This is a genomic window from Leifsonia sp. 10L418, from assembly GCF_056395445.1.
The window spans coordinates 35,974-56,697 of the sequence record NZ_JBFTJN010000005.1 but is presented as its reverse complement, the minus strand read 5'-3'; the positions used below and the strand labels follow the sequence as shown (position 1 = coordinate 56,697).

The 20,724-nt window shown below is 67.4% G+C and carries 13 protein-coding genes; 4 read left to right on the top strand and 9 right to left on the bottom strand.

From position 1 onward, the window contains the following. Positions 1-84: 84 nt before the first annotated feature. Positions 85-1,524: a GMP reductase gene (guaB1, locus tag AC1DCF_RS11900; RefSeq protein WP_477211195.1), complete on the bottom strand. Its 1,440-nt coding sequence runs from the start codon at positions 1,522-1,524 to the stop codon at positions 85-87. Positions 1,525-1,658: 134 nt separating this feature from the next. On the opposite strand from guaB1, the gene AC1DCF_RS11895 reads away from it, so the two are divergent. Next, positions 1,659-5,429 carry a multifunctional oxoglutarate decarboxylase/oxoglutarate dehydrogenase thiamine pyrophosphate-binding subunit/dihydrolipoyllysine-residue succinyltransferase subunit gene (locus AC1DCF_RS11895; protein WP_441791403.1) on the top strand — a complete coding sequence of 1,257 codons (3,771 nt, stop codon included), beginning with the start codon at positions 1,659-1,661 and terminating at the stop codon, positions 5,427-5,429. 161 nt (positions 5,430-5,590) lie between these two features. Next, positions 5,591-7,315 (top strand): cation:proton antiporter, encoded by a 1,725-nt coding sequence (locus AC1DCF_RS11890; protein ID WP_441791404.1) that lies wholly within the window; start codon positions 5,591-5,593, stop codon positions 7,313-7,315. Positions 7,316-7,346: 31 nt separating this feature from the next. Here AC1DCF_RS11890 and AC1DCF_RS11885 read toward each other — a convergent pair whose 3' ends face one another. From AC1DCF_RS11885 to aceB, 8 genes are all read right to left on the bottom strand, one after another. After that, positions 7,347-9,512 carry an MMPL family transporter gene (locus tag AC1DCF_RS11885; protein ID WP_477211328.1) on the bottom strand — a complete coding sequence of 722 codons (2,166 nt, stop codon included), beginning with the start codon at positions 9,510-9,512 and terminating at the stop codon, positions 7,347-7,349. Between the two features lie 87 nt (positions 9,513-9,599). Next, positions 9,600-10,499: a factor-independent urate hydroxylase gene (gene pucL / locus AC1DCF_RS11880; RefSeq protein ID WP_477211194.1), complete on the bottom strand. Its 900-nt coding sequence runs from the start codon at positions 10,497-10,499 to the stop codon at positions 9,600-9,602. 2 nt (positions 10,500-10,501) lie between these two features. Then, positions 10,502-10,867 (bottom strand): hydroxyisourate hydrolase, encoded by a 366-nt coding sequence (gene uraH / locus AC1DCF_RS11875; protein WP_477211193.1) that lies wholly within the window; start codon positions 10,865-10,867, stop codon positions 10,502-10,504. Beyond that, entirely contained in the window at positions 10,864-11,361 is a 498-nt protein-coding gene (uraD, locus tag AC1DCF_RS11870; protein WP_477211327.1) for a 2-oxo-4-hydroxy-4-carboxy-5-ureidoimidazoline decarboxylase, read from the bottom strand. The genes uraH and uraD overlap by 4 nt, the downstream gene beginning before the upstream one ends. A gap of 73 nt (positions 11,362-11,434) precedes the next feature. After that, positions 11,435-12,820 (bottom strand): allantoinase AllB, encoded by a 1,386-nt coding sequence (gene allB, locus AC1DCF_RS11865; RefSeq protein WP_477211192.1) that lies wholly within the window; start codon positions 12,818-12,820, stop codon positions 11,435-11,437. A gap of 23 nt (positions 12,821-12,843) precedes the next feature. Beyond that, positions 12,844-13,656 (bottom strand): bifunctional allantoicase/(S)-ureidoglycine aminohydrolase, encoded by an 813-nt coding sequence (locus AC1DCF_RS11860; RefSeq protein ID WP_477211191.1) that lies wholly within the window; start codon positions 13,654-13,656, stop codon positions 12,844-12,846. Between the two features lie 21 nt (positions 13,657-13,677). After that, the gene (locus AC1DCF_RS11855; protein WP_477211190.1) at positions 13,678-14,949 is read right to left on the bottom strand and encodes a DUF6986 family protein; all 1,272 of its coding nucleotides are present in this window, start codon (positions 14,947-14,949) and stop codon (positions 13,678-13,680) included. A 3-nt stretch (positions 14,950-14,952) separates the two neighbouring features. Further along, complete coding sequence (gene aceB / locus AC1DCF_RS11850) at positions 14,953-16,551, bottom strand: malate synthase A (protein ID WP_477211189.1); 1,599 nt, start codon at positions 16,549-16,551, stop codon at positions 14,953-14,955. Between the two features lie 270 nt (positions 16,552-16,821). On the opposite strand from aceB, the gene AC1DCF_RS11845 reads away from it, so the two are divergent. Beyond that, positions 16,822-18,351, top strand: coding sequence for a xanthine dehydrogenase small subunit (locus AC1DCF_RS11845; RefSeq protein ID WP_477211188.1), 1,530 nt, complete (start codon positions 16,822-16,824; stop codon positions 18,349-18,351). Beyond that, the gene (xdhB, locus tag AC1DCF_RS11840) at positions 18,348-20,723 is read left to right on the top strand and encodes a xanthine dehydrogenase molybdopterin binding subunit (RefSeq protein WP_477211187.1); all 2,376 of its coding nucleotides are present in this window, start codon (positions 18,348-18,350) and stop codon (positions 20,721-20,723) included. Before AC1DCF_RS11845 ends, xdhB begins: the two co-directional genes overlap by 4 nt. The last annotated feature ends 1 nt before the right edge of the window (position 20,724 follow it).

Below are 20,724 nucleotides of genomic sequence, written 5' to 3'. Positions count from 1 at the left end.
GGAGGGTCATCCATTGTTCGGCAAGTATATCGACCGGTTCCGCGCAGAACCTGCACGCTGACCGGAGGTCGTGTCCCGTGGCCCCTACCAAGAAACCGGCAGCGCTTTCCCTTCTTCGTACCCCGCTGCCGATTGGATGCCGACCAGCGCTCGCTCGTGAAACTCGGTGAGCGTGCTCGCCCCGGCATAGGTGAAGGAGCTGCGCACCCCCGAGGTGATCATGTCGAGCAGATCTTCGACCGACGGCCGCAGCGGGTCGAGGTAGATCTTCGAACTGGAAATCCCCTCCGCGAACAACGTCTTGCGGGCGAGTTCGTAGGCGTCGAGCCGCTCGAACCTGTCATGCACCGCCTTCGTCGAGGCCATCCCCCAGCTCTCCTTATAGAGGGCGCCGCGGGAATCGGCGTTGAGCGTGCCGGGAGCCTCGATCGTTCCGGCGAACCAGGAGCCGATCATGACCGAGGATGCCCCGGCTGCCAGGGCGAGGGCAACATCACGCGGGTAGCGCACCCCGCCATCGGCCCAAACATGCGCCCCGGCGTCGCGCGCCGCCGCCGCCGTCTCCAGAACCGCAGAAAACTGTGGGCGTCCAACGGCCGTCATCATGCGTGTCGTGCACATGGCGCCGGGGCCGACACCCACTTTCAGGATGTTCGCACCTGCGTTGACCAAGTCCGCCACCGCGTCGGCGGTCACCACGTTTCCGGCCACAATCGGCAGGCCGAGATCGAGGTCCGCGACAATACTGAGCGCCCTGAGCATCCCTTGCTGATGCCCGTGCGCGGTGTCCAGCACGAGCACGTCGACTCCGGCAGCGGCCAATGCCTTCGCCTTCGCTGCCACATCCCCGTTGATGCCGACGGCCGCCGCCACCTTGAGCCGGCCCGCGGCGTCCACGGCGCTTTCGTACAGCGTCGCCCGCAGGGCGCTCTTCCGGCTCAGGGTTCCGATCACCGCTCCGTGATGCATCACCGGCATGAAGTCCAGGTCGGCCTCGGTCATCAGGTCGAACGCGCGGCGGGGTCCGTCGACATCGTCGGCGTCGATGGAAGCCAAGGTGCCGTGCAGCAAGTCGCCCAGTCTCGCGTCGGGCAGCGCGGTCGCCAAACGCGACGCGACGATGCAGCCGAGATACTCGCCGGCCGCGTCCCGGATGACCAGGCCCTGGCCGTCAACCGGCGGAACCTGACGCAGCGCCGCCTCGACAGTGTCGTCCGGCCCGAAATGAAACGGGGTGTCGAACTGCGGAGACTGGTCCTTGACCCAGCGGATCGCCGAATCCAAATCCTGCAGGTGCATATCCTGCGGCAACACGCCGAGGCCCCCGCGACGGGCCAAAGCCGCAGCAAGACGCGGCCCGGTGACCGAGTTCATGTTCGCCGACACGATCGGAAGCGTGGTGCCGGTGCCGTCCCCCGGAGCGAGAGAGACGTCAAGGCGGCTGGTCACGGCCGACTGGCTCGGCACAAGAAACACGTCTGAATAGGTCAGATCATGACTCGGTGCTGCTTCGTAGAACCTCATGCAATTGAGGCTAGCCCTCCGCGTCGGTGACCGCAGCAGCTTGGGATTGGATTAGGCTTGACTGGCATACTGAACCGGCGATTTTCTGTCGCCTGGGGCATCCAGAATCAACGGAGAGAGTGGGCGATCGGGCTGTGCCAAGCCAGTTGACCGGTGGAGGATCCGACGAAACTACGTCGGGCGAATTCGGAGCGAATGAGTGGCTCGTTGACGAGCTATACGAGAGGTATCTCGTTGACAAGAACTCGGTAGACCAATCCTGGTGGCCGGTGCTCGAGAGCTACCACCAGACCGCGAAAAACAAGGTTGCCGGCGCACCGGATGGTGCACACGCAGCGTCTGCCGTCGCAGCGCCCAGTGCGGCAGCTCCTGCTTCCGCGCCGACTGCAGCGCCCGTCACTGCACCGATCTCGGTGATCGGCAGCCAGCCTGCCGCGCGCACCACGTCTGTCGCACCGAAGCCGGAGCCGGTTCCGGCCGACGCTCCGATCACGAGCCCGCAGAAGATTGTGCCGGCCGCGACCGACGCCCCCGAGCTCAAAGACGTCGTCACACCGCTCCGCGGTGCGTCGAAGTCTCTCGCCACGAACATGGCTGTCAGCCTCACCGTGCCGACCGCGACGAGCGTGCGCACCATCCCCGCGAAGCTTCTGATCGACAATCGCATTGTCATCAACAACCACATGAAGCGTGCCCGTGGTGGCAAGGTGTCGTTCACTCACCTCATCGGCTGGGCATTGATCCGCGCCCTCAAGATGTTCCCGAGCCAGAACGTCTACTACGACGAAGTTGACGGCAAGCCCTCAGTGATCGCCCCGGCTCACGTCGGCATGGGTCTCGCCATTGACATCCCGAAGCCTGACGGCAGCCGCGCCCTGATGGTGCCGGCGATCAAGCGCGCCGACACGATGACCTTCGGCGAGTACCTCACCGCCTACGAAGACCTCGTCGCCCGCGCCCGCAAGAACAAGCTGACCGCCGAAGACTTCTCCGGCGCCACCATGTCGCTGACCAACCCCGGCGGCATCGGTACCGTTCACTCGGTCCCGCGTTTGATGAAGGGCCAGGGCTGCATCATCGGCGCCGGCGCCCTCGATTACCCGGCCGAGTTCCAGGGGGCCAGCCTCAAGACGCTGACCAGCCTGGCCATCTCGAAGACCATCACGCTCACCAGCACCTACGACCACCGTGTCATCCAGGGTGCAGGGTCCGGCGAGTTCTTGAAGATCGTTCACGAACTTCTGATCGGTCAGCACAACTTCTACGAAGACATCTTCGCGGCCATGCGCATCCCGTATGACCCGATCCACTGGGCGCCCGACATCAGCGTCGACCTCGCCAGCGCGGTCGACAAGACCGCTCGCGTGCAGGAACTCATCAACGCCTACCGCGTGCGCGGTCACCTGATGGCCGACATCGACCCGCTCGAATACGTGCAGCGCTCACACCCCGACCTCGACATCGCGAGCCACGGTCTCACCTTCTGGGATCTCGACCGCGAGTTCGTCACCGGCAACTTCGGTGACCGTCGACGGATGCCGCTGCGCGAGATCCTCGGTGTGCTGCGCGACTCGTACTGCCGCACGACGGGCATCGAGTACATGCACATCCAAGACCCGATCCAGCGCAAGTGGGTGCAGGAAAAGGTCGAGAAGGCCTACGAGAAGCCCACGCACGACGAGCAGATGCGCATTCTCGGCAAGCTCAACGAGGCTGAGGCATTCGAGACGTTCTTGCAGACCAAGTACGTCGGGCAGAAGCGATTCAGCCTCGAAGGCGGCGAATCGACTATCGCACTGCTCGACGCGATCCTGCAGGGCGCCGCAGAGCAGCGCCTCGACGAGGTTGCCATCGGAATGGCGCACCGTGGCCGCCTCAACGTGCTGACGAACATCGCCGGCAAGACCTACGGTCACATCTTCCGTGAGTTCGAAGGCACACAAGACCCGCGCACGGTTCAGGGTTCCGGTGACGTCAAGTACCACCTCGGCACCGAAGGAACCTTCCGCGGCGCCAACGGCGAAGAGATCCCGGTCTACCTCGCCGCCAACCCCTCGCACCTCGAAGCCGCCGACGGCGTGCTCGAAGGCATCGTGCGGGCCAAGCAAGACCGCAAGCCGATCGGCACCTTCTCGACGTTGCCCATCCTCATCCACGGCGACGCGGCAATGGCCGGCCAGGGCATCGTCGTCGAGACCTTGCAGATGTCGCAGCTCCGCGGCTACCGCACGGGTGGCACCGTGCACATCGTGGTCAACAACCAGGTCGGGTTCACCACCCCTCCCGGCGAAGGCCGCAGCTCGATCTACGCCACGGACGTCGCCAAGACCATCCAGGCGCCGATCTTCCACGTCAACGGGGATGACCCTGAAGCTGTGGTGCGCGTTGCCGAGTTGGCATTCGCCTACCGCCAGGAGTTCAAGCGCGACGTCGTGATCGACCTCGTCTGCTACCGCCGCCGCGGTCACAACGAGGGCGACGACCCCTCGATGACGCAGCCGCTGATGTACAACCTGATCGAGGCCAAGCGGTCGGTGCGCAAGCTCTACACCGAGGCTCTCGTCGGTCGTGGCGATATCACCGTCGAAGAATACGAAGCCGCGCACCGGGACTTCCAGGACCGCCTCGAGCGGGCCTTCATGGAGACCCACGCCGCCCAGTCTGAGTCGATCCCGGTGATCACCGGTTCGTCGGCCAACAGCCTCGGCCTCCCGGTCAGCCAGGACCAGGACGACGCCGCGGGCGAGCCGGAGACCACCGGCGTTCCCGAGAACGTCGTCGCCCTGATCGGCGATGCGTTCAACAATAAGCCGGCCGGCTTCACCGTGCACAACAAGCTGCAGCAGCTGCTTGCCAAGCGTCTCGAAATGAGCCGCAACGGCAAGATCGACTGGGCGTTCGGCGAGCTTCTCGCTCTCGGCTCCCTGCTCGTCGAAGGCACCCCGGTGCGTTTCGCCGGCCAGGATGCCCGCCGCGGCACCTTCGTGCAGCGTCACGCCGTGCTTCACGACCGGGTCAACGGCCAGGAATGGCTGCCGCTGGCCAATCTCTCCGACAACCAGGCACGGTTCTGGATCTACGACTCGCTGCTCAGCGAGTACGCCGCCATGGGCTTCGAGTACGGCTACTCGGTGGAACGCGCCGACGCCCTCGTGCTCTGGGAAGCCCAGTTCGGTGACTTCGCCAACGGCGCGCAGACCATCATCGACGAGTTCATCTCCTCGGCCGAGCAGAAGTGGGGCCAGCGCTCGAGCGTCGTGCTGCTGTTGCCGCACGGCTACGAAGGCCAGGGCCCCGACCACTCGTCGGCTCGCATCGAACGATTCCTGCAGCTCTGCGCCGAGAACAACATGACCGTTGCTCGTCCGTCGACTCCGGCGTCGTACTTCCACCTGCTGCGTCGTCAGGCGTACATGCGCCCCCGCCGCCCCTTGGTCGTCTTCACCCCGAAGGCGATGTTGCGCCTCCGCGGCGCAACGAGCGACATCCCGGCGTTCACCAGTGGCAAGTTCGAACCGGTCATCGATGATGCGCGCATCACCGACAAGAGCGCGGTCAAGCGGGTTCTGTTCATGGCCGGCAAGCTCTACTACGACCTGCTCAACGAGTTGGAGAAGAACCCCAACCCCGAGATCGCACTTGTGCGTATGGAGCAGTTCTACCCGCTTCCCGCGGTCGAGCTGAAGGCCGTTGCCGAACAGTACCCCAACGCCGAGCTCGCCTGGGTGCAGGACGAACCGGAGAACCAGGGTGCCTGGCCGTTCTTCTACCTCGAGACGAACAAGCTGGGCCCGCGCGCGGTTCGCCTGTTCTCGCGGGCGCCCTCTGCATCGCCGGCCGCCGGTTCAGCCAAGCGTCACGCCGCTGAGCAGTCGGAACTGATCAGGAGCGCGCTGACTCTCTAGTCGCGCAGCACGCACAGAGGCCCGGTCGATTTCGACCGGGCCTCTGTGCGTTGATCGAGGAGCTGCCGACGCAGGAGGCCGCATCTCGAGATCTCGCGAGCCAATCTCTGAACCTGAGTCGCACATGTCGGCTCGCCTCCCCTGGCCTCTAGAGTTGAGCCGTGTCTTATGCTCTCCTTGGCCTGCTCAGCCTGGTCGTCATCGTGCTGGTGTCGACGTTCGCTCGCAAGCTCGGGGTCGCAGCCCCACTCATTCTTGTCGTCGTCGGGATCGTCTGCAGCTTTCTTCCCGGGCTGCCGCCCGTCGACTTTCCGCCCGAGCTGATTCTCACCCTCGTGCTGCCGCCCATCCTCTACTCTGCGGCGGTCACGGTTCCCCTGGTCGACTTCCGCCGCAATCTCAAGGCGATCACCGGCCTGTCGGTGCTGCTCGTCATCGTCTCGGCGGTGTTGTCCGGCCTGCTGTTCTGGTGGTTGTTCCCCGAGCTCAGCCTGCCCGCCGCGATCGCACTCGGCGCGGTCATCAGTCCGACGGATGCCGTCGCCGCGACATCCATCGGCAAGCGTCTCGGCCTCCCGCCACGCCTCGTCACGGTGCTCGAAGGCGAGGGACTCGTCAATGATGCGTCGGCACTGGTGTTGCTGCGCTCGGCCGTGGCCGCAACTGCCGGGGCGGTGTCTCTCTGGCAGGTCGTCGGCGACTTCGCGTTCGCCGTCGCGGCGGCCATCCTCGTCGGCCTCGCGGTGGGCTATCTGACGGTCTGGTTCAGGTCGAAACTCGACAACCCGATCCTCAACACCACGATCTCGTTCGCGGTGCCGTTTCTCGCCTACGCGCCCGCCGAGGCGATCAATGCCTCCGGCGTGCTCGCGGTGGTGGTCGCCGGTCTCGTCACCGGGCATCGGAGCGCCAAATACTTCAGCGCCCAAGACCGCATCACCGAGCGGATCAACTGGCGCACCGTGCAGTTCGTGCTGGAAAACGGCGTCTTTCTGCTGATGGGCCTCGAGCTGAAATCGCTCATCGAACAAGTTCTCGACGACGACCTCGGCGTCGACGATGCGGTATTCATCGGGCTCCTTGCCACGGTGCTCCTCATCGTCGTGCGGATTCTCTTCGTCATTCCGCTGATCGCCCTCCTGCGGCGCGATCAACGCAAAGCCGAGCACACCGAAGCACGATTGAAAGGCATGAGACAGACCCTCGAGCAGTGGGAAGTCTCCGACGAACGGTCGAAACGCGGGCTTCGGAGGTTGCGCCGTTTCCTGACCCGCCGACAGGCCGACGTCGAGTTTCTTCGAACAGAAGGCCTCGGCTGGAAGGGTGGTGCCGTGCTCGCGTGGTCGGGGATGCGTGGAGTGGTCACTCTGGCCGCCGCGCAGTCGCTGCCGCAGAGCTTCCCGTACCGCCCCCAACTCATCCTGGTCGCCTTCACCGTCGCCGTCGTCACCCTGCTCGTGCAGGGCAGCACGCTGCCGCTGCTGATCCGGCGGCTGGGCATCGTGGGCACCAGCGTCGACGCCGACCGGGTCGAGCTGGCCGGTCTCCTCAGCGAGATCGGTGAACTGGGAGCGTCGACGCTGGACAGCCCCGATCTCCGCCAGGACAACGGCGAACGGTTCGATCCGGCGGTCATTGAGTTGGTGCGACAAGACAGCCGGCTCGCCAGCGAAGCCGTGACGGAACTCGCCGCAACAGACAGTGTCGGCCCCCACGAGCAGCGGCGGGCACTGCGGCTGAAAGTGCTGAGGGCCGAACGTGCCGCATTGCTCGACGCCCGCTCGACGGGTACGTACAGTTCACGGATCACAGAGCACGCCGCGCACATGCTCGACCTCGAGGAGTCGCGGCTCTCGCAGCTCGACAACGGGACCGACGACCACTGACGTGCCCCTGCACTGACCGCGCTCCGCGGCGCTACCGCCGCGCGAGTTTCGAGGGCCACCAGATTTTCGGGCCGATGTCGTACGTCAACGCCGGCACCAACAGCGACCTCACCACGAAGGTGTCGAGCAGCACGCCGAACGCCACGATGAAGGCGATCTGGGCGAGAAACAGGATCGGCAACACCCCCAACGCGGCAAAGGTGGCGGCCAGCACGATTCCGGCCGAGGTGATCACGCCGCCGGTCGCGACAAGGCCGCGCAGAATTCCCGCTCGGGTGCCGTGAACGATCGATTCCTCCCGCACCCGGGTCATCAAGAAGATGTTGTAGTCGATGCCCAGCGCCACCAAGAAGACGAAGCCGAACATCGGCACCGATGGGTCGGCACCCGGAAATTGGAACAGCCCGTCGAACACCCAGGCCGCGACGCCCAACGCCGCTCCGAACGACAGAACAACGGTGCCGATCAGCAGGATCGGCGCCAGAATCGAGCGCAGCAACAGCATCAGGATGAGCAGGATCACGCCGAGGATGATTGGGATGATCAGATCGCGGTCGTGAATCGCCGTGTCGTTGGTGTCGATCGCAATTGCCGTCGTTCCACCGACCAGCACACTGCTGTCGGCATCCGTCAGCGCCGCGCGCATCGAGCGCACCGTCTGCTCGGCGGCCGGCGAGTCGCCCGCATCGTCCAGTGTCGCCTGCAGCATCACCCGGCCGTCGATAACCGTCGGTGCGCCAGGGGGTGTGCCGGGAGGGCCGAACGCCTGCACCCCGTCGGTTGTCACCGGAAGCGTTCCCGACACTGAATCGGCGGAGATCACCGACAGGGAGGCGACGCCCGCTGTGCCCAGCACGACATCCGCGACGTCCTGCAACGATTCCTCCGGAGCGATGATGATCGCCGGCTCCCCCGAGCCTCCCGGAAAGTGTTCGCCGAGAACCGCTTGCCCGTCGCGCGCCTCAGACTGTCCCAAGACGAACGCGCTCTGCGGAACACCGTCGGCCCGGAGCTGGAACACCCCCAGGCAGGCGATCGCCAACAGGACCGTGCAGGAGATCCACACCAAGCGGGCCCGCTTGTCGATCAGACGCGCGACGCGGGGCCAGACCCCTGTCGCGTCCGGCCCGGAGACGGCCGGATGCGGGCTGCCGAGTTTCGGACGCACCGGCCAGAACGCGGTTCGTCCCGCCCAGAGCAGCAGAGCGGGAAGCAGGGTCAGGGCCGCCAACACCGCGAACGCGATGCCGATTGCGGCGACGGGGCCCAGCGATTTGTTCGAGTTCAGGTCGCTCAAAAGCAGGCAGAGCAGCGCGACGATGACCGTGCCGCCCGAGGCGAGAATGGGCTCGACCGCGCCGCGGAGCGCCACCCAGGTCGCTTCCCATTTGTGTGCGTTGTCGCGCAGGGCTTCCCGGAATCTCGACACATAGAGCAGCGAGTAGTCGGTTGCCGCACCGATCACCAGAATGAACAGAATGCCTTGGGTCTGACCGGTCAGCACCAGCAGCTCGGCCCGGGCGAGCGCCACCACCACGAGCACCGCCGCGCAGAGCGCCGCCATGCTCGTGCCGAGAACGATCAACGGCAGCAGCGGCGACCGATAGACGATGATCAGAATGATGAATACGGCGATCAGCGCGGTGATCAGCAGGATGCCGTCGATGCCGGCGAAGGCCCCGGTCAGGTCGGCGGTCAACCCGGCCGGCCCGGTCACGTACACGTTCACGCCGTCGATCGCGTTGTCGGCGAGCGAGGTGCGCATCGCGTCAACCGTCGTCGCCGGTTTCACGCCGGTGTCGAGTGCCGCGACAACTTCGACCGCCTGGCCGTCGTCCGAGACGATGGCCGGTGAGACCCCGTCGCTCACGACGCCGGGGAGCGCCGTGATGCGAGCGATCTCGGCGTCAATCGCCGCTAGCTCGGCGGGGCTGAGCCCGCCGTCGCGCTGAAAGACGATCACCGCTGGAATCGTCTCTGTTCCGCGGAACTCGCTCTGCAGCGCCTGCACTTGCGTGGCGTCGGCGCTGGCCGGCAGCTGCTGCACCAACTCGTTCTTCGACACCGCGCTGATCTGCCCGAAGGAGGCGCCACCGGCGCCGAACAACGCGAACCAGATCAGAATCAGCACGACGGGGATCACCGCGCGCAACCAGAGCGGAACACCGGAACGGGTTGTTTGATCAGACGACTTCATCACCCTGTCGAGGTTAGTCCGGTGTCGCGCCCAGACGGGTGGGGCACGCGCCTGACTTCGTGCACCACATAGTCCGACTAACTGCCGCTAACAGAACCCGGCGATGCCGTCCCAGGCGTTGCCCGGGTCGGATGCCCCCTCGCGTGTGACCGCGGCCTCAATCAGTCCGTAGGGGCGGTCGGCCGCGAAGAAGACCTCGTTCGGATTGTCCAGTCCGAATGGCGCAAGATCCACCACGAAGTGGTGCTTGTTGGGCATGGAGAGGCGGATCTCCGCGATTTCGGGGTGTACCTCGAGCACCCGCGCACCCATGTCGAACATGGTCTGCTGCAAGGCCGTCGAGTAGTTCTCGGTGAACGCCTCGAGCAGGTGCGCACGCACGCTCGCGTAGACGGCATTGAAGTCGATGTCGTGATCGTCATACCGCCACCGGGTCGCGACCTGAGTGGCGAGGATGCGATCGGCCGTCTCTTTCAGCGTTGTGTATTCGTCCCGGGGAAACCCCTCGAATCCCGACTGAGTCGTTTTCAGCACGGTGAGGTCTTTGAATCCGGCCAGCACGGTGGTCTGCTCGCCGTCAATGACGACGACGGCGGTACGGATCTCCTGGCCCGTGCGCACGAAGGAGTGATCGTGCGGCTTGCCATGCGCCTGGATGCGTTCCCACGCGTAGCTCGCGGCCTCCCAGCGCCCACCGGAGACCCAGGAGAAACTGTCCGTGAAGTGGCGGCCGAGGCGCAGGAGGAAGGCCTCCGGTGAGCCGATGCCCTCGCGGGCGAACGCGTAGACCGTGTTCTTCTGTGTGTCGGTGGCGACGACGTGGGCGTTGTCGCCGCGCAGGTGCGCCGCCACAAAATCGCCGCGCAGCTGCGAGCTCACGTTGAGGTCTTCGATCTCATGCCGCTCGGTGTCTCGAGTGACCTTGACGACGCGCACCTCGGCCTTGCCGTACTGGTTCATGCCCAGCACGATGTTGTCACGGTTCATGGTCAGCTCCCCCTGTAACTCGAGTATGCGAAGGGCGCGAGAAGGAGAGGCACGTGGCAATGCCCGTCCCCTTCCGCGACGGTGAACGTCAGGACGACCTCGGGAAAGAAGGTGTCTGTGCCGAGTGCGGCAAAGTAGGCCCCAGTGTCGAAACGCAGGCGATAGCGGCCCGCCGCAACGGAGTCCGGCCCGAGGTCGGTGACCCGGCCATCGGCATCGGTGACGCCGGCGGCGATCTGCCGCCACGAGCCGTCGCCGTGTTCATCGATGTGTCCATCGACAAGACCGAGGAGCTGCACGGCGACACCGGATGCCGGACGCCCCCGAGTGGTGTCCAGCACATGGGTCGTGATCTGCGACACGCTCATGCGGCCACCGCTCCATCCAGTCGCAGCAGGGCGATCTCCCGTAGCTGCTCGGCGACGATCCGGTCCTCTTCCGACGCGTCGTTATCGAGCCGCTGGCGGAGCACCGTGAGAATTTCGGCCGCGGAGCGCCCCGCGGCACGGATCAGGAACACCCGTCCGAATTTGCGCTCGTAGGCGAGGTTTCCGGCGGCGAGCGCCGCCATGACCGCTGCGTCGGAGGCGTCGACTCCCGCCTGCTCCGAGCGTGACATCGCTGCCTCGCGGCCGTCGCCGCTCGCCTGCTCCCCGATCTTGGGGTGCTGGGCGAGGGCTTCCTCGACCTCCTCGTTCGTGAACGGGGATGCCGCGCGGCGGGCCGCTCCCATCAGGGCATCCTTCGAGGCGAACGGGCGAGCATCGGCGATCTGCTCACACCATCGTTGGACATCCACACACGGGCGAAGCACGGCGACAGCGCTCGGGCGGCTGGCCTCATTGAACTCCGTGAGCAGCATTGTTGGTTCAGCCCTCTCGTATCGCAGGTCCGAGGTCGCGTTGTACTCACGATGGGTCACAATGCCGTCGGCGTCAAGCATGAGGCGAGCGGATGCCGCGGCGGAGCAGTTGTCCGCGCGGCGACTCACCCGCACTCGACAGCTCGGCGACCGGCACCCCCGCGAGGTAGGTGCGGCGCACCGCTCCCCGCAGGTTCCGGCCGTCGTATGGCGTGATGGGATTCTTGTGTTTCAGAGCCTTCGCATCCACTACGAAGGTCTCGTCGGCGGCAAACACCGCGAGATCGGCGGCGAACCCAACCGCGATCTGGCCTTTGGCCTCGAGCCCGGCGTGACGCGCGGGACCAGCCGCCATCCAGTCGATCACGCGGGTGAGCGGGATGCCGCGCCGGGCGGCCTCCGTCCAGACGAGCGAGAGCCCGAGCTGGAGGGAGGCGATGCCGCCCCACGCCAGGCTGAAGTCGCCGCCTCCGGCGAACTTGCGGTCGGCCGTGCTGGGCGAGTGGTCGGAGACGATGAAATCGATGATGCCGTTCTTGAGTCCCTCCCAGAGGGCGTCACGGTTGGCCGCCTCGCGAATGGGAGGGCAGCATTTGAACGCGGTCGCTCCGTCGGGGATGTCTTCGGCGCAGAGCGTGAGGTAGTGGGGACAGGTTTCGACGGTCAGACGCACGCCCTGCGCTTTGGCCTCCGCCAGCTGCGGGAGAGAGTCAGCGGAGCTGAGGTGCAGGATGTGCGCGCGGGCTCCCGTGCGGCGCGACCGTTCGATCACCTCGGCGATGGCTGTGTCCTCCGCCTCCCGCGGCCGCGAGGCGAGGAAGTTCGCGTAGGCCCGACCGCCTCCGGTGCGGGCGCCGTCGATGACGTGGGCATCCTCCGCGTGCACGAGCAGCACCGAGTCGACGGAGACGATCACGCGCATGGCCTCTTCCATCTCGTCGGCCGTGACCGGCGCAAACTCGTCGACGCCGGAGTCCAGCAGAAAGCACTTGAAGCCGAACACGCCCGCGCGGTGCAGCGGCGCGAGCTCTCGGATATTGCCGGGAACGACCCCGCCCCAGAACCCCACGTCGACGAAGCACTGGCCGGCAGCGGCCGCGCGCTTGAGAGCAAGTGCGCCGACGGATGTTGTGGGCGGAATGCTGTTGAGCGGCATGTCGATGATGGTGGTCACTCCGCCCGCGGCGGCGGCCCTCGTGGCGGAGGCGAAGCCCTCCCACTCGGTGCGCCCGGGTTCGTTGACGTGCACATGGGTATCGACGAGACCGGGGATGAGCGTCTCGTCGTCGCCGAGCTGCACAGAGACGGCCCCGGCGAGCCCGCTTCCTGCGCCGCCACTGGGCAACTGGGCGACGGCGGCGATGACACCGTCCCGCACGCCGACCTCAGCCGCGACGATTCCATCGGGTGTCAGCACCTGCCGCGCACGGATGACGAGGTCGAAAGCCGCGTGGGGCACAGCCCGACTCAGCACATCTCGACTCAACACAGCCGGATCTGACGGTTGACGTCCTTGTACAGCAGGTAGCGAAACGGGCCGGGGCCACCCGCATAACAGGCCTGTGGACAGAACGCCCGCAGCCACATGAAGTCCCCGGCCTCAACCTCCACCCAGTCGTCGTTCAGCCGGTAGACCGCCTTGCCCTCCAGCACGAAGAGCCCGTGCTCCATGACGTGAGTCTCGGCGAAGGGGATGGAGCCGCCCGGCTGGAACGTGACGATGTTCACGTGCATGTCGTGCGCGAGATCGTCGGGATCGACGAACCGGGACGTGGCCCACGCGCCGTCGGTGCCCGGCATCTCGCGTGGAACCACATCCTGGTCGCGCGCGACGAACGAGCTGGCCGTGTGACCCTCGAGAGGCTCATACGCCTTGCGAATCCAGTGAAAACTCGCGGACTCGGCGCCCTCGTTGGCGAGCGACCAGTTCGCCCCCGCCGCGAGGTAGGCGTAGCCTCCGGGGTCGAGCCGGTGGGTCTCGCCCTCGAGGGTGAGCGTCATCCGCCCGGCGGTGAGGAAGATCACTCCCTCGACGCCGGCCTCGGGCTCGGGCTTCCGAGCGCCGCCGCCCGGCTGCACCTCCACGATGAGTTGCGCGAAGGTCGTCGAGAAGCCTGCGATGGGGCGGGCGAGAATCCAGGATCGCGTCTTCGTCCACCCCGGCAGCGCGCTCGTCACGATGTCGCGCAGCACGCCCTTCGGGATGACGGTGTAGGCCGTCGTGACGATGGCGCGGTCGGTGAGGAGCTGAGCCTGGGCGGGGAGGCCGCCCGCTGGGGTGTAGTAGCTGCTCATGAGTTCTCCTGGGGTCGCGGTTCAGGGGGCGGCGGGCCGCGGGTGCGCGAGAGCGGCGAGCTGCCCCTCGTCGATTCCGATGACCGAGCGCACCTCGTCGGCCGAGACCGCGCCGCAGTGCACGCCGCGCAGCACGAAGCCGGCGAGCGCGCGGGCCGTGGCCGGCTCATCCAGGAACGCGCTCTGCGTGCGTTCGAGGTAGGCGCGCAGGCGCACGGCCGACGCGTCGAAACGTTCGCGATAGAAGGCGTAGCTCGCGGCGAAGCGCGTGGGGAGCTGGTGGGGGTGCAGATCCCAGCCCTGGTAGTAACCGTGTTCCAGCGAGCGCCGTACCAGCCGGGCATGTAACTGCCACGCCTCGACGGTGCGGTCGCCGATGGGCAGGATGTTGCTCGACCCATCCGAGAGACGGATGCCGGTTCCGGCCACCGCGAGCTGCATCACCGCCTTGGCGTGGTCGGCAACCGGGTGGTCCAATGACTGGTAGGGCGCGGCGATCTGCAGTGCGGCACTGTAGTCGTAGGTGCCGTAGTGCAACGCGCTGATGCGGCCCGGAACGGCGTGGGCGAGTCTGGCGACCGGTGAGGTGCCGTCCGGCCCGAGGATGAGCTGCGGCGTCTCGACCTGCACCTCGAAGCGCAGCCGCCCCGACGGCAGCGCGTGCACGCGTTCCAGCGCGGCTGCGGCATCCGCCATCGCCTGCACCTGCGCCACCGTCGTCACCTTCGGCAGCGTCAAGACGAGGCCGGGCGGCAGCTCTCCGGCCTCGGCCAGCGTCGTCACGAAGAGGTCGAGGGTGCGCAGCCCGCGCGCCCGGGTGGGAGCCTCGAAGCTCTTGAACCGGATGCCGATGAACGGCGGCGCCGTGCCCGCTGACACGGCCTCGGCCAGCCGCTGCGCCGCGCGCACGGCATCGATGTCTTCGGTTTCGTCACCCCGGTGGCCGTAACCGTCTTCGAAGTCGAGTCGGAGGTCTTCGATCGGTTCGGACTCGAGCTTCGCCCGCACCCGAGGCATGACGACGGCGGCGAGCGCCGCATCCTGACCCACGATCTCGGCGAGCCGATCGAGGCCGCCGTGCTCGTCGACGGCGGCGAGGGCGCGTTCCCCCCACTCGCCGGCAAGACCGGGGCTGAAGGCGTCGGCGGGCAGATAAACGGTGTGCACCGGCTGGCGCGATCCGTCGTCGCCCGGGTAGCCGGTGGCGAGCAGTTCGTCGCTCGCGGCGAGCCGCTCATCGATGCCGGCGAGGTCGGCGGAACTGAGAGATCGCACCCGGAGCGCCGGAGCCATGCTCTACTCCACCAGCTCGTAGGCGGCCGTGGTGAGGAAGTCGGTGTACTCCTCGCTGAGGCAGAGGTCGGCGATGAGCCGGGAGGCCGGGAGGTAGTGGGCGACGAACGTCTCCTCACCGACCTCACCGCGAAGGCGCTCGGTCTCCTCCTCGAGAATCCGGCTGACGAGCTCGGAGGTCACGGTGTGGCCGGTGTCGGCGAGGGTGACGGCGTTGCGGATCTGCTGCCACACCTGCGAGCGGGAGATTTCGGCGGTGGCCGCGTCCTCCATCAGGTTGTGAATGGCGACGGCCCCGTTGCCCGAGAGCCACACGGCGGTGTAGGCCACCGCCACGTAGAGGTTGGCGCGCAAGCCCTCCTCTGTGACCTTCCCTCCGGCGGATGCCACGTCGAGCAGCTGCGCGGCCGTGACCTCCACCTCGGGCCGTTGCCGGGCGAGTTGGTTCGGCCTATCACCGAGCACGGCGTCGAACACCTCGCGGCAGATGGGCACCAGGTCGGGGTGGGCGACCCAGGAGCCGTCGAAGCCGTCGTTCGCCTCGCGGGTCTTATCGGCGCGCACCTTCTCGAAGGCGACCGCGGTGACCTCTGGGTCGTTGCGGTTCGGCACGACGGCGGCCATGCCGCCCATCGCGAAGGCGCCGCGGCGGTGGCAGGTCTTCACCAGCAGTTCTGTGTACGCGCGCATGAACGGCGCGGTCATCGACACTGCCGCCCGGTCGGGCAGCACGAAGCCCGGGCCGGCGTCCCGGAAGTACTTGATGATGCTGAAGAGGTAGTCCCACCGGCCGGCGTTCAGGCCAGAGGCGTGCTCGCGAATCTCCCAGAGAATCTCATCCATTTCGAACGCGGCGGGGATGGTCTCGATGAGCACGGTGGCGCGCACGGTACCTCTCGGGATGCCGAGGGCGCTCTGCGCGAAGACGAACACGTCGTTCCAGAGGCGGGCCTCCAGGTGGCTCTCCATCTTGGGCAGGTAGTAGTAAGGGCCGTGCCCGTTGGCGATGAGCAGCTGCGCAGTATGGAAGAAATGAAGGCCGAAGTCGACCAGTGCGCCGGCCGCGGGCACGTCGTCGACCAGGAGGTGTCGCTCGTTCAGGTGCCAGCCGCGCGGACGGGTCACCACGGTGGGACGACGGATGTCGGTGCGCAGCGTGTACTCCTTGCCCTCGGGCGAGGTGAACGCGATGGTGCCGCGCGCGGCGTCGCGGAGGTTGAGCACGGCCCCAACCACGTTCTCCCAGGTGGGGCAGCTCGCGTCCTCGAGGTCGGCCAGCCACACGTTCGCTCCGGAGTTCAGCGCGTTGATCGCCATCTTGGCCGGCACAGCTGGGCCGGTGATCTCGACGCGGCGGTCGAGCAGGTCGTCGGGCGCGTCGGCCACCTGCCAGCTGCTCTCTCGCACCGCGCGGGTCTCGGGGAGGAAGTCGAGGGATCCGCTGCGGGAGACGTGCTCTCGTCGCACAACACGAGCTGCGAGCAGCTCGCGGCGGGTGGGGTCGAACCGCCTGCTCAGCTCCTCCACGAAGGCGAGAGCTTCTGGTGTGAGAATCTCCGTGGCCCCATCGATGTTCGGGATGCGGGTGGCTTCAATCGTCATGCCACCTGTCCTTTCTGGCTCCGGTCGCGGCAGAAGACGTTCGTGTGATGCACATTATTGCCGTGGGAACGCCTGTTCCGCCATGGCAGAGGCCTTCTTCGGAACACCGATGTTCAGAACGCGGCTGTTCGGAACGGCGGCATTCCCGATACCTGGCGCGCCCGCAGGGCCGAGTATTAGACTCTCGACAACTCGGGGGCCCCGCGTGCGGCCACGGCGGCACACACCCTCGGCAGGTCGAATGCAGCGCCGCGTCTCGCCTCGCCGGCAATGCGCGCACCGATCGCACCGCAGAACGTGAGGAGCCTCACCGTGAATAACATCGGCGTGACGGTCAATGGGCAGCTCCGCCCCGTGCGTGCGGCGAGCGCACACACGACGGCACTGGAATGGCTGAGGGGCATCGGCCTCACCGGCGGCAAAGAGGGCTGCGCCGAGGGTGAATGCGGTGCATGTGCGATTCTCGTCGCGACACCCGCCGAAAGCGGCGGCACGAGCTGGACGTCGGTGAACGCCTGCCTCGTGCCGGTTGCCGCGCTGAACGGACAGGAACTCGTCACCGCCGAAGGCCTCGGCACCCCCGAGCGCCTGCACCCCGTTCAACGGGAGATGGCCGCAGCGGGCGGCTCGCAGTGCGGCTACTGCACGCCGGGCTTCGTCTGCAGCATGGCCGCCGAGTTCTACCGCAGCGACCGCGTGCCTGACGCCGAAGAGCAGGGGCGAGGCACCGGGCACGACGAGCTCGGGCCGAATGGTTTCGACCTGCACGCCCTCAGCGGCAACCTGTGCCGGTGCACCGGCTACCGCCCCATCCGTGACGCCGCCTATGCGCTGGGCGAACCGGCGGAGGACGACGCGCTCGCCGCCCGCCGCACACTCGCTCCTCCCCCACCCGTCGCCGCCGACGTCGACGGCCCAGACGGCCGTTTTGTGCGCCCGGTGACCCTGGCCGATGCCCTGCGGCTGCTCGGCGCCGACCCGGCGCCCGTGCTCATCGCCGGCGCGACCGATTGGGGCGTCGAAGTCAATCTGCGCGGCCGACGCGCCCCTCTCGTCGTCGCCGTCGATCAGCTGGCCGAGCTGCGCACCCTCACCGTGGGTGACCGGATGATCGAGATCGGTGCCGCCGTGCCCCTGTCGGAGGCCGAACGCATCCTCGCCGGGCGCGTGCCGCTCTTGGCCGAGCTCTTTCCCCAGTTCGGCTCCCGCCTCATCCGCAATCGCGCCAGCCTCGGCGGAAACCTCGGCACGGGCTCGCCCATCGGCGACGCGCCTCCGGCGCTGCTCGCCCTCGGCGCGAGCGTCGTGCTTGCCTCAGCCGATGGCGACCAGATCCGGGAACGCGAAGTCGATCTCGCGGACTACTTCACCGGATACCGCACGACGGTGCTGCGTCCGAACGAGCTGATCCGCAGCATCAGGATCCCCGTGCCCCTGGCACCGGTCGCCGCCTTCCACAAGATCGCCAAGCGCCGCTTTGACGACATCTCCAGCGTGGCCGTCGCGTTCGCGCTGGACATCGAGCCGAACGGCGGGGACGGCGGCATCGTCGCATCCGCCCGGATCGGTCTGGGCGGCGTCGCGGCGACACCGCTGCGCGCATTCGCCACCGAGGCGGCCCTCGTGGGCAAGCCGTGGAACAGTGAGACGGTACGTGCGGCAGCGGCGGTGCTCGGTGCGGAGGGCACCCCGATGTCTGACCACCGCGCGAGCGCCGACTACCGCTCGCTGATGTTGAACCGGGCGATCCTGAAGCTGTACAGCCAGACCGCCCACGAGGCCCGGGCGGTGCGCCCGTGACGTCGCTCTCCGAACGCCCGGCCGACGCCGTCGTCGGCACACGCGTGCCGCACGAGAGTGCGGCACTGCACGTCACAGGACTCGCGGCGTACACCGACGACATCGCAGCCCAGCGGAGCGGCATCCTCACTGCGTGGCCGGTGCAATCCGACCACGCGCACGCCCGCGTCACCCTGCACACCGCGCCCGCACTCGCGGTGCCCGGGGTCGTGCGCGTGCTCACCGCGGCCGATGTGCCCGGCCTCAACGACGCCGGCACCAAGCACGACGAGCCGCTCTTTCCCAGCGAGGCCATGTATTTCGGTCACGCGCTGTGCTGGGTGCTCGCCGAGACGCAGGAGGCCGCGCGCCTCGGCGCCGCCGCCGTCGAGGTGGAGTATGAGCCGCTCCCCTCGCTGATCACGGTGGCGGAGGCAATCGCGGCCGAGTCGTTTCAGGGGATTGCCCGCACCGTCAGCAGAGGCGACGCGGAGGCCGCTATGGGGAGTGCTGCCTGGGTGTTCGAGGGCGTCACCGAGATCGGCGGCCAGGAGCACTTCTACCTCGAGACGCAGGCCTCATTGGCGGAGGTCGACACGGAGGGTCAGGTGTTCGTGCAGTGCAGCACCCAGCATCCGACCGAGGCGCAGAGCATCGTGGCGCACGTGCTCGGCCGGGGCGACAATGCGGTCACCGTGCAGTCGCTGCGGATGGGCGGCGCGTTCGGCGGCAAGGAAGTGCAGTCGCACGGATTCGCGGCGATCGCGGCGCTCGGCGCCACGCTCACCGGCCGGCCGGTGCGGCTGCGGCTGAACCGCACGCAGGACATCACCATGACGGGCAAACGCCACCCCTTCCATGCCGAGTGGAAAGTGGGCTTCGACGAACAGGGCCGGATTCTCGCCCTGCAGACGACGCTCACGGCCGACGGCGGGTGGTGCCTCGATCTCTCTGAACCCGTGCTGGGTCGTGCGCTCTGCCACATCGACAACGCCTACTGGATTCCCGCGTTCACCGCCCACGGCCGGATCGCACTCACCCACAAGACCTCGCAGACTGCGTTCCGCGGATTCGGCGGCCCGCAGGGCATGTTCGTGATCGAGGACATCCTCGGCCGCTGTGCCCCCCAGCTCGGAATCGATCCGCTTGAGCTGCGCCGCACGAACTTCTACGTGCCCGGCCAGTCCACCCCCTATGGCCAGCCGGTTCGGCACGCCGAGCGGCTGGGTGCCGTCTGGGGCGAGCTGCTCGAAGGCAGCAGGGTCGAGGAGCGACGCGCCGAGATCGCGGCTTTCAACTCTGCGAGCCCCGACGTCAAGCGCGGCCTTGCGGTCACGCCCGTGAAGTTCGGCATCTCGTTCAACTTCAGCGCCTTCAACCAGGCCGGCGCCCTTGTGCACGTCTACAAGGACGGCTCCGTGCTGATCAACCACGGTGGCACCGAGATGGGCCAGGGGCTGCACACCAAGATGCTGCAGGTGGCGGCGACCGCGCTCGGCGTGCTTCCCTCCGTGGTGCGTCTGGCGCCCACTCGCACCGACAAGGTGCCCAACACCTCCGCGACCGCCGCTTCGTCTGGTTCCGACCTCAACGGCGGGGCGGTGAAGCAGGCCTGCGACCAGATCCGCGATCGCATGGCCGAGGTGGCCGGGCGGATTCTGGGGGCGGATGCCGGCGACATCCGTTTCTCGCACGGCCAGGTCAGTGCGCCGGGCACCGGCCCATCGATGAGCTTTGCCGAACTTGCCGCCACCGCCTATCTGGAGCGCGTTCAACTGTGGGCGGCGGGCTTCTACCGCACCGCGGGTCTGCACTGGGATCAGGAACAGATGCAGGGCGAGCCGTTCAAGTACTTCGCCTATGGGGCTGCGGCGGCCGAGGTGGAGGTGGACGGCTTCACCGGCACCTACCGGGTGCGACGGGTCGACATCGTGCACGATGTGGGCGACTCCCTTTCCCCTGTGATCGACCTCGGCCAGATCGAGGGCGGTTTCGTGCAGGGCGTCGGCTGGCTCACGCTCGAAGAGCTGCGCTGGGACACCAGCGACGGGCCCGGCCGCGGCCGCCTGCTCACCCAGTCGGCGAGCACCTACAAGCTGCCGAGCTTCTCGGAGATGCCCGAGGAGTTCGGGGTCACCCTGCTCGCGCACGCCACCGAAGACGGGGCCATCTACGGCTCGAAGGCCGTTGGCGAGCCGCCGCTCATGCTCGCATTCAGCGCGCGCGAGGCGCTCCGCGAGGCCATCGCCGGCTTCGGCCCCACCGGCTATTCCGTCGCACTGGCGTCGCCGGCCACGCCGGAGGCCGTGTTCTGGGCCATCACTGCGGCGCAGGATGCCGATGCGGCGCCCGCGCTGCCCGCCGACGATTCCCTCACACCCGCCGGGACCTGAT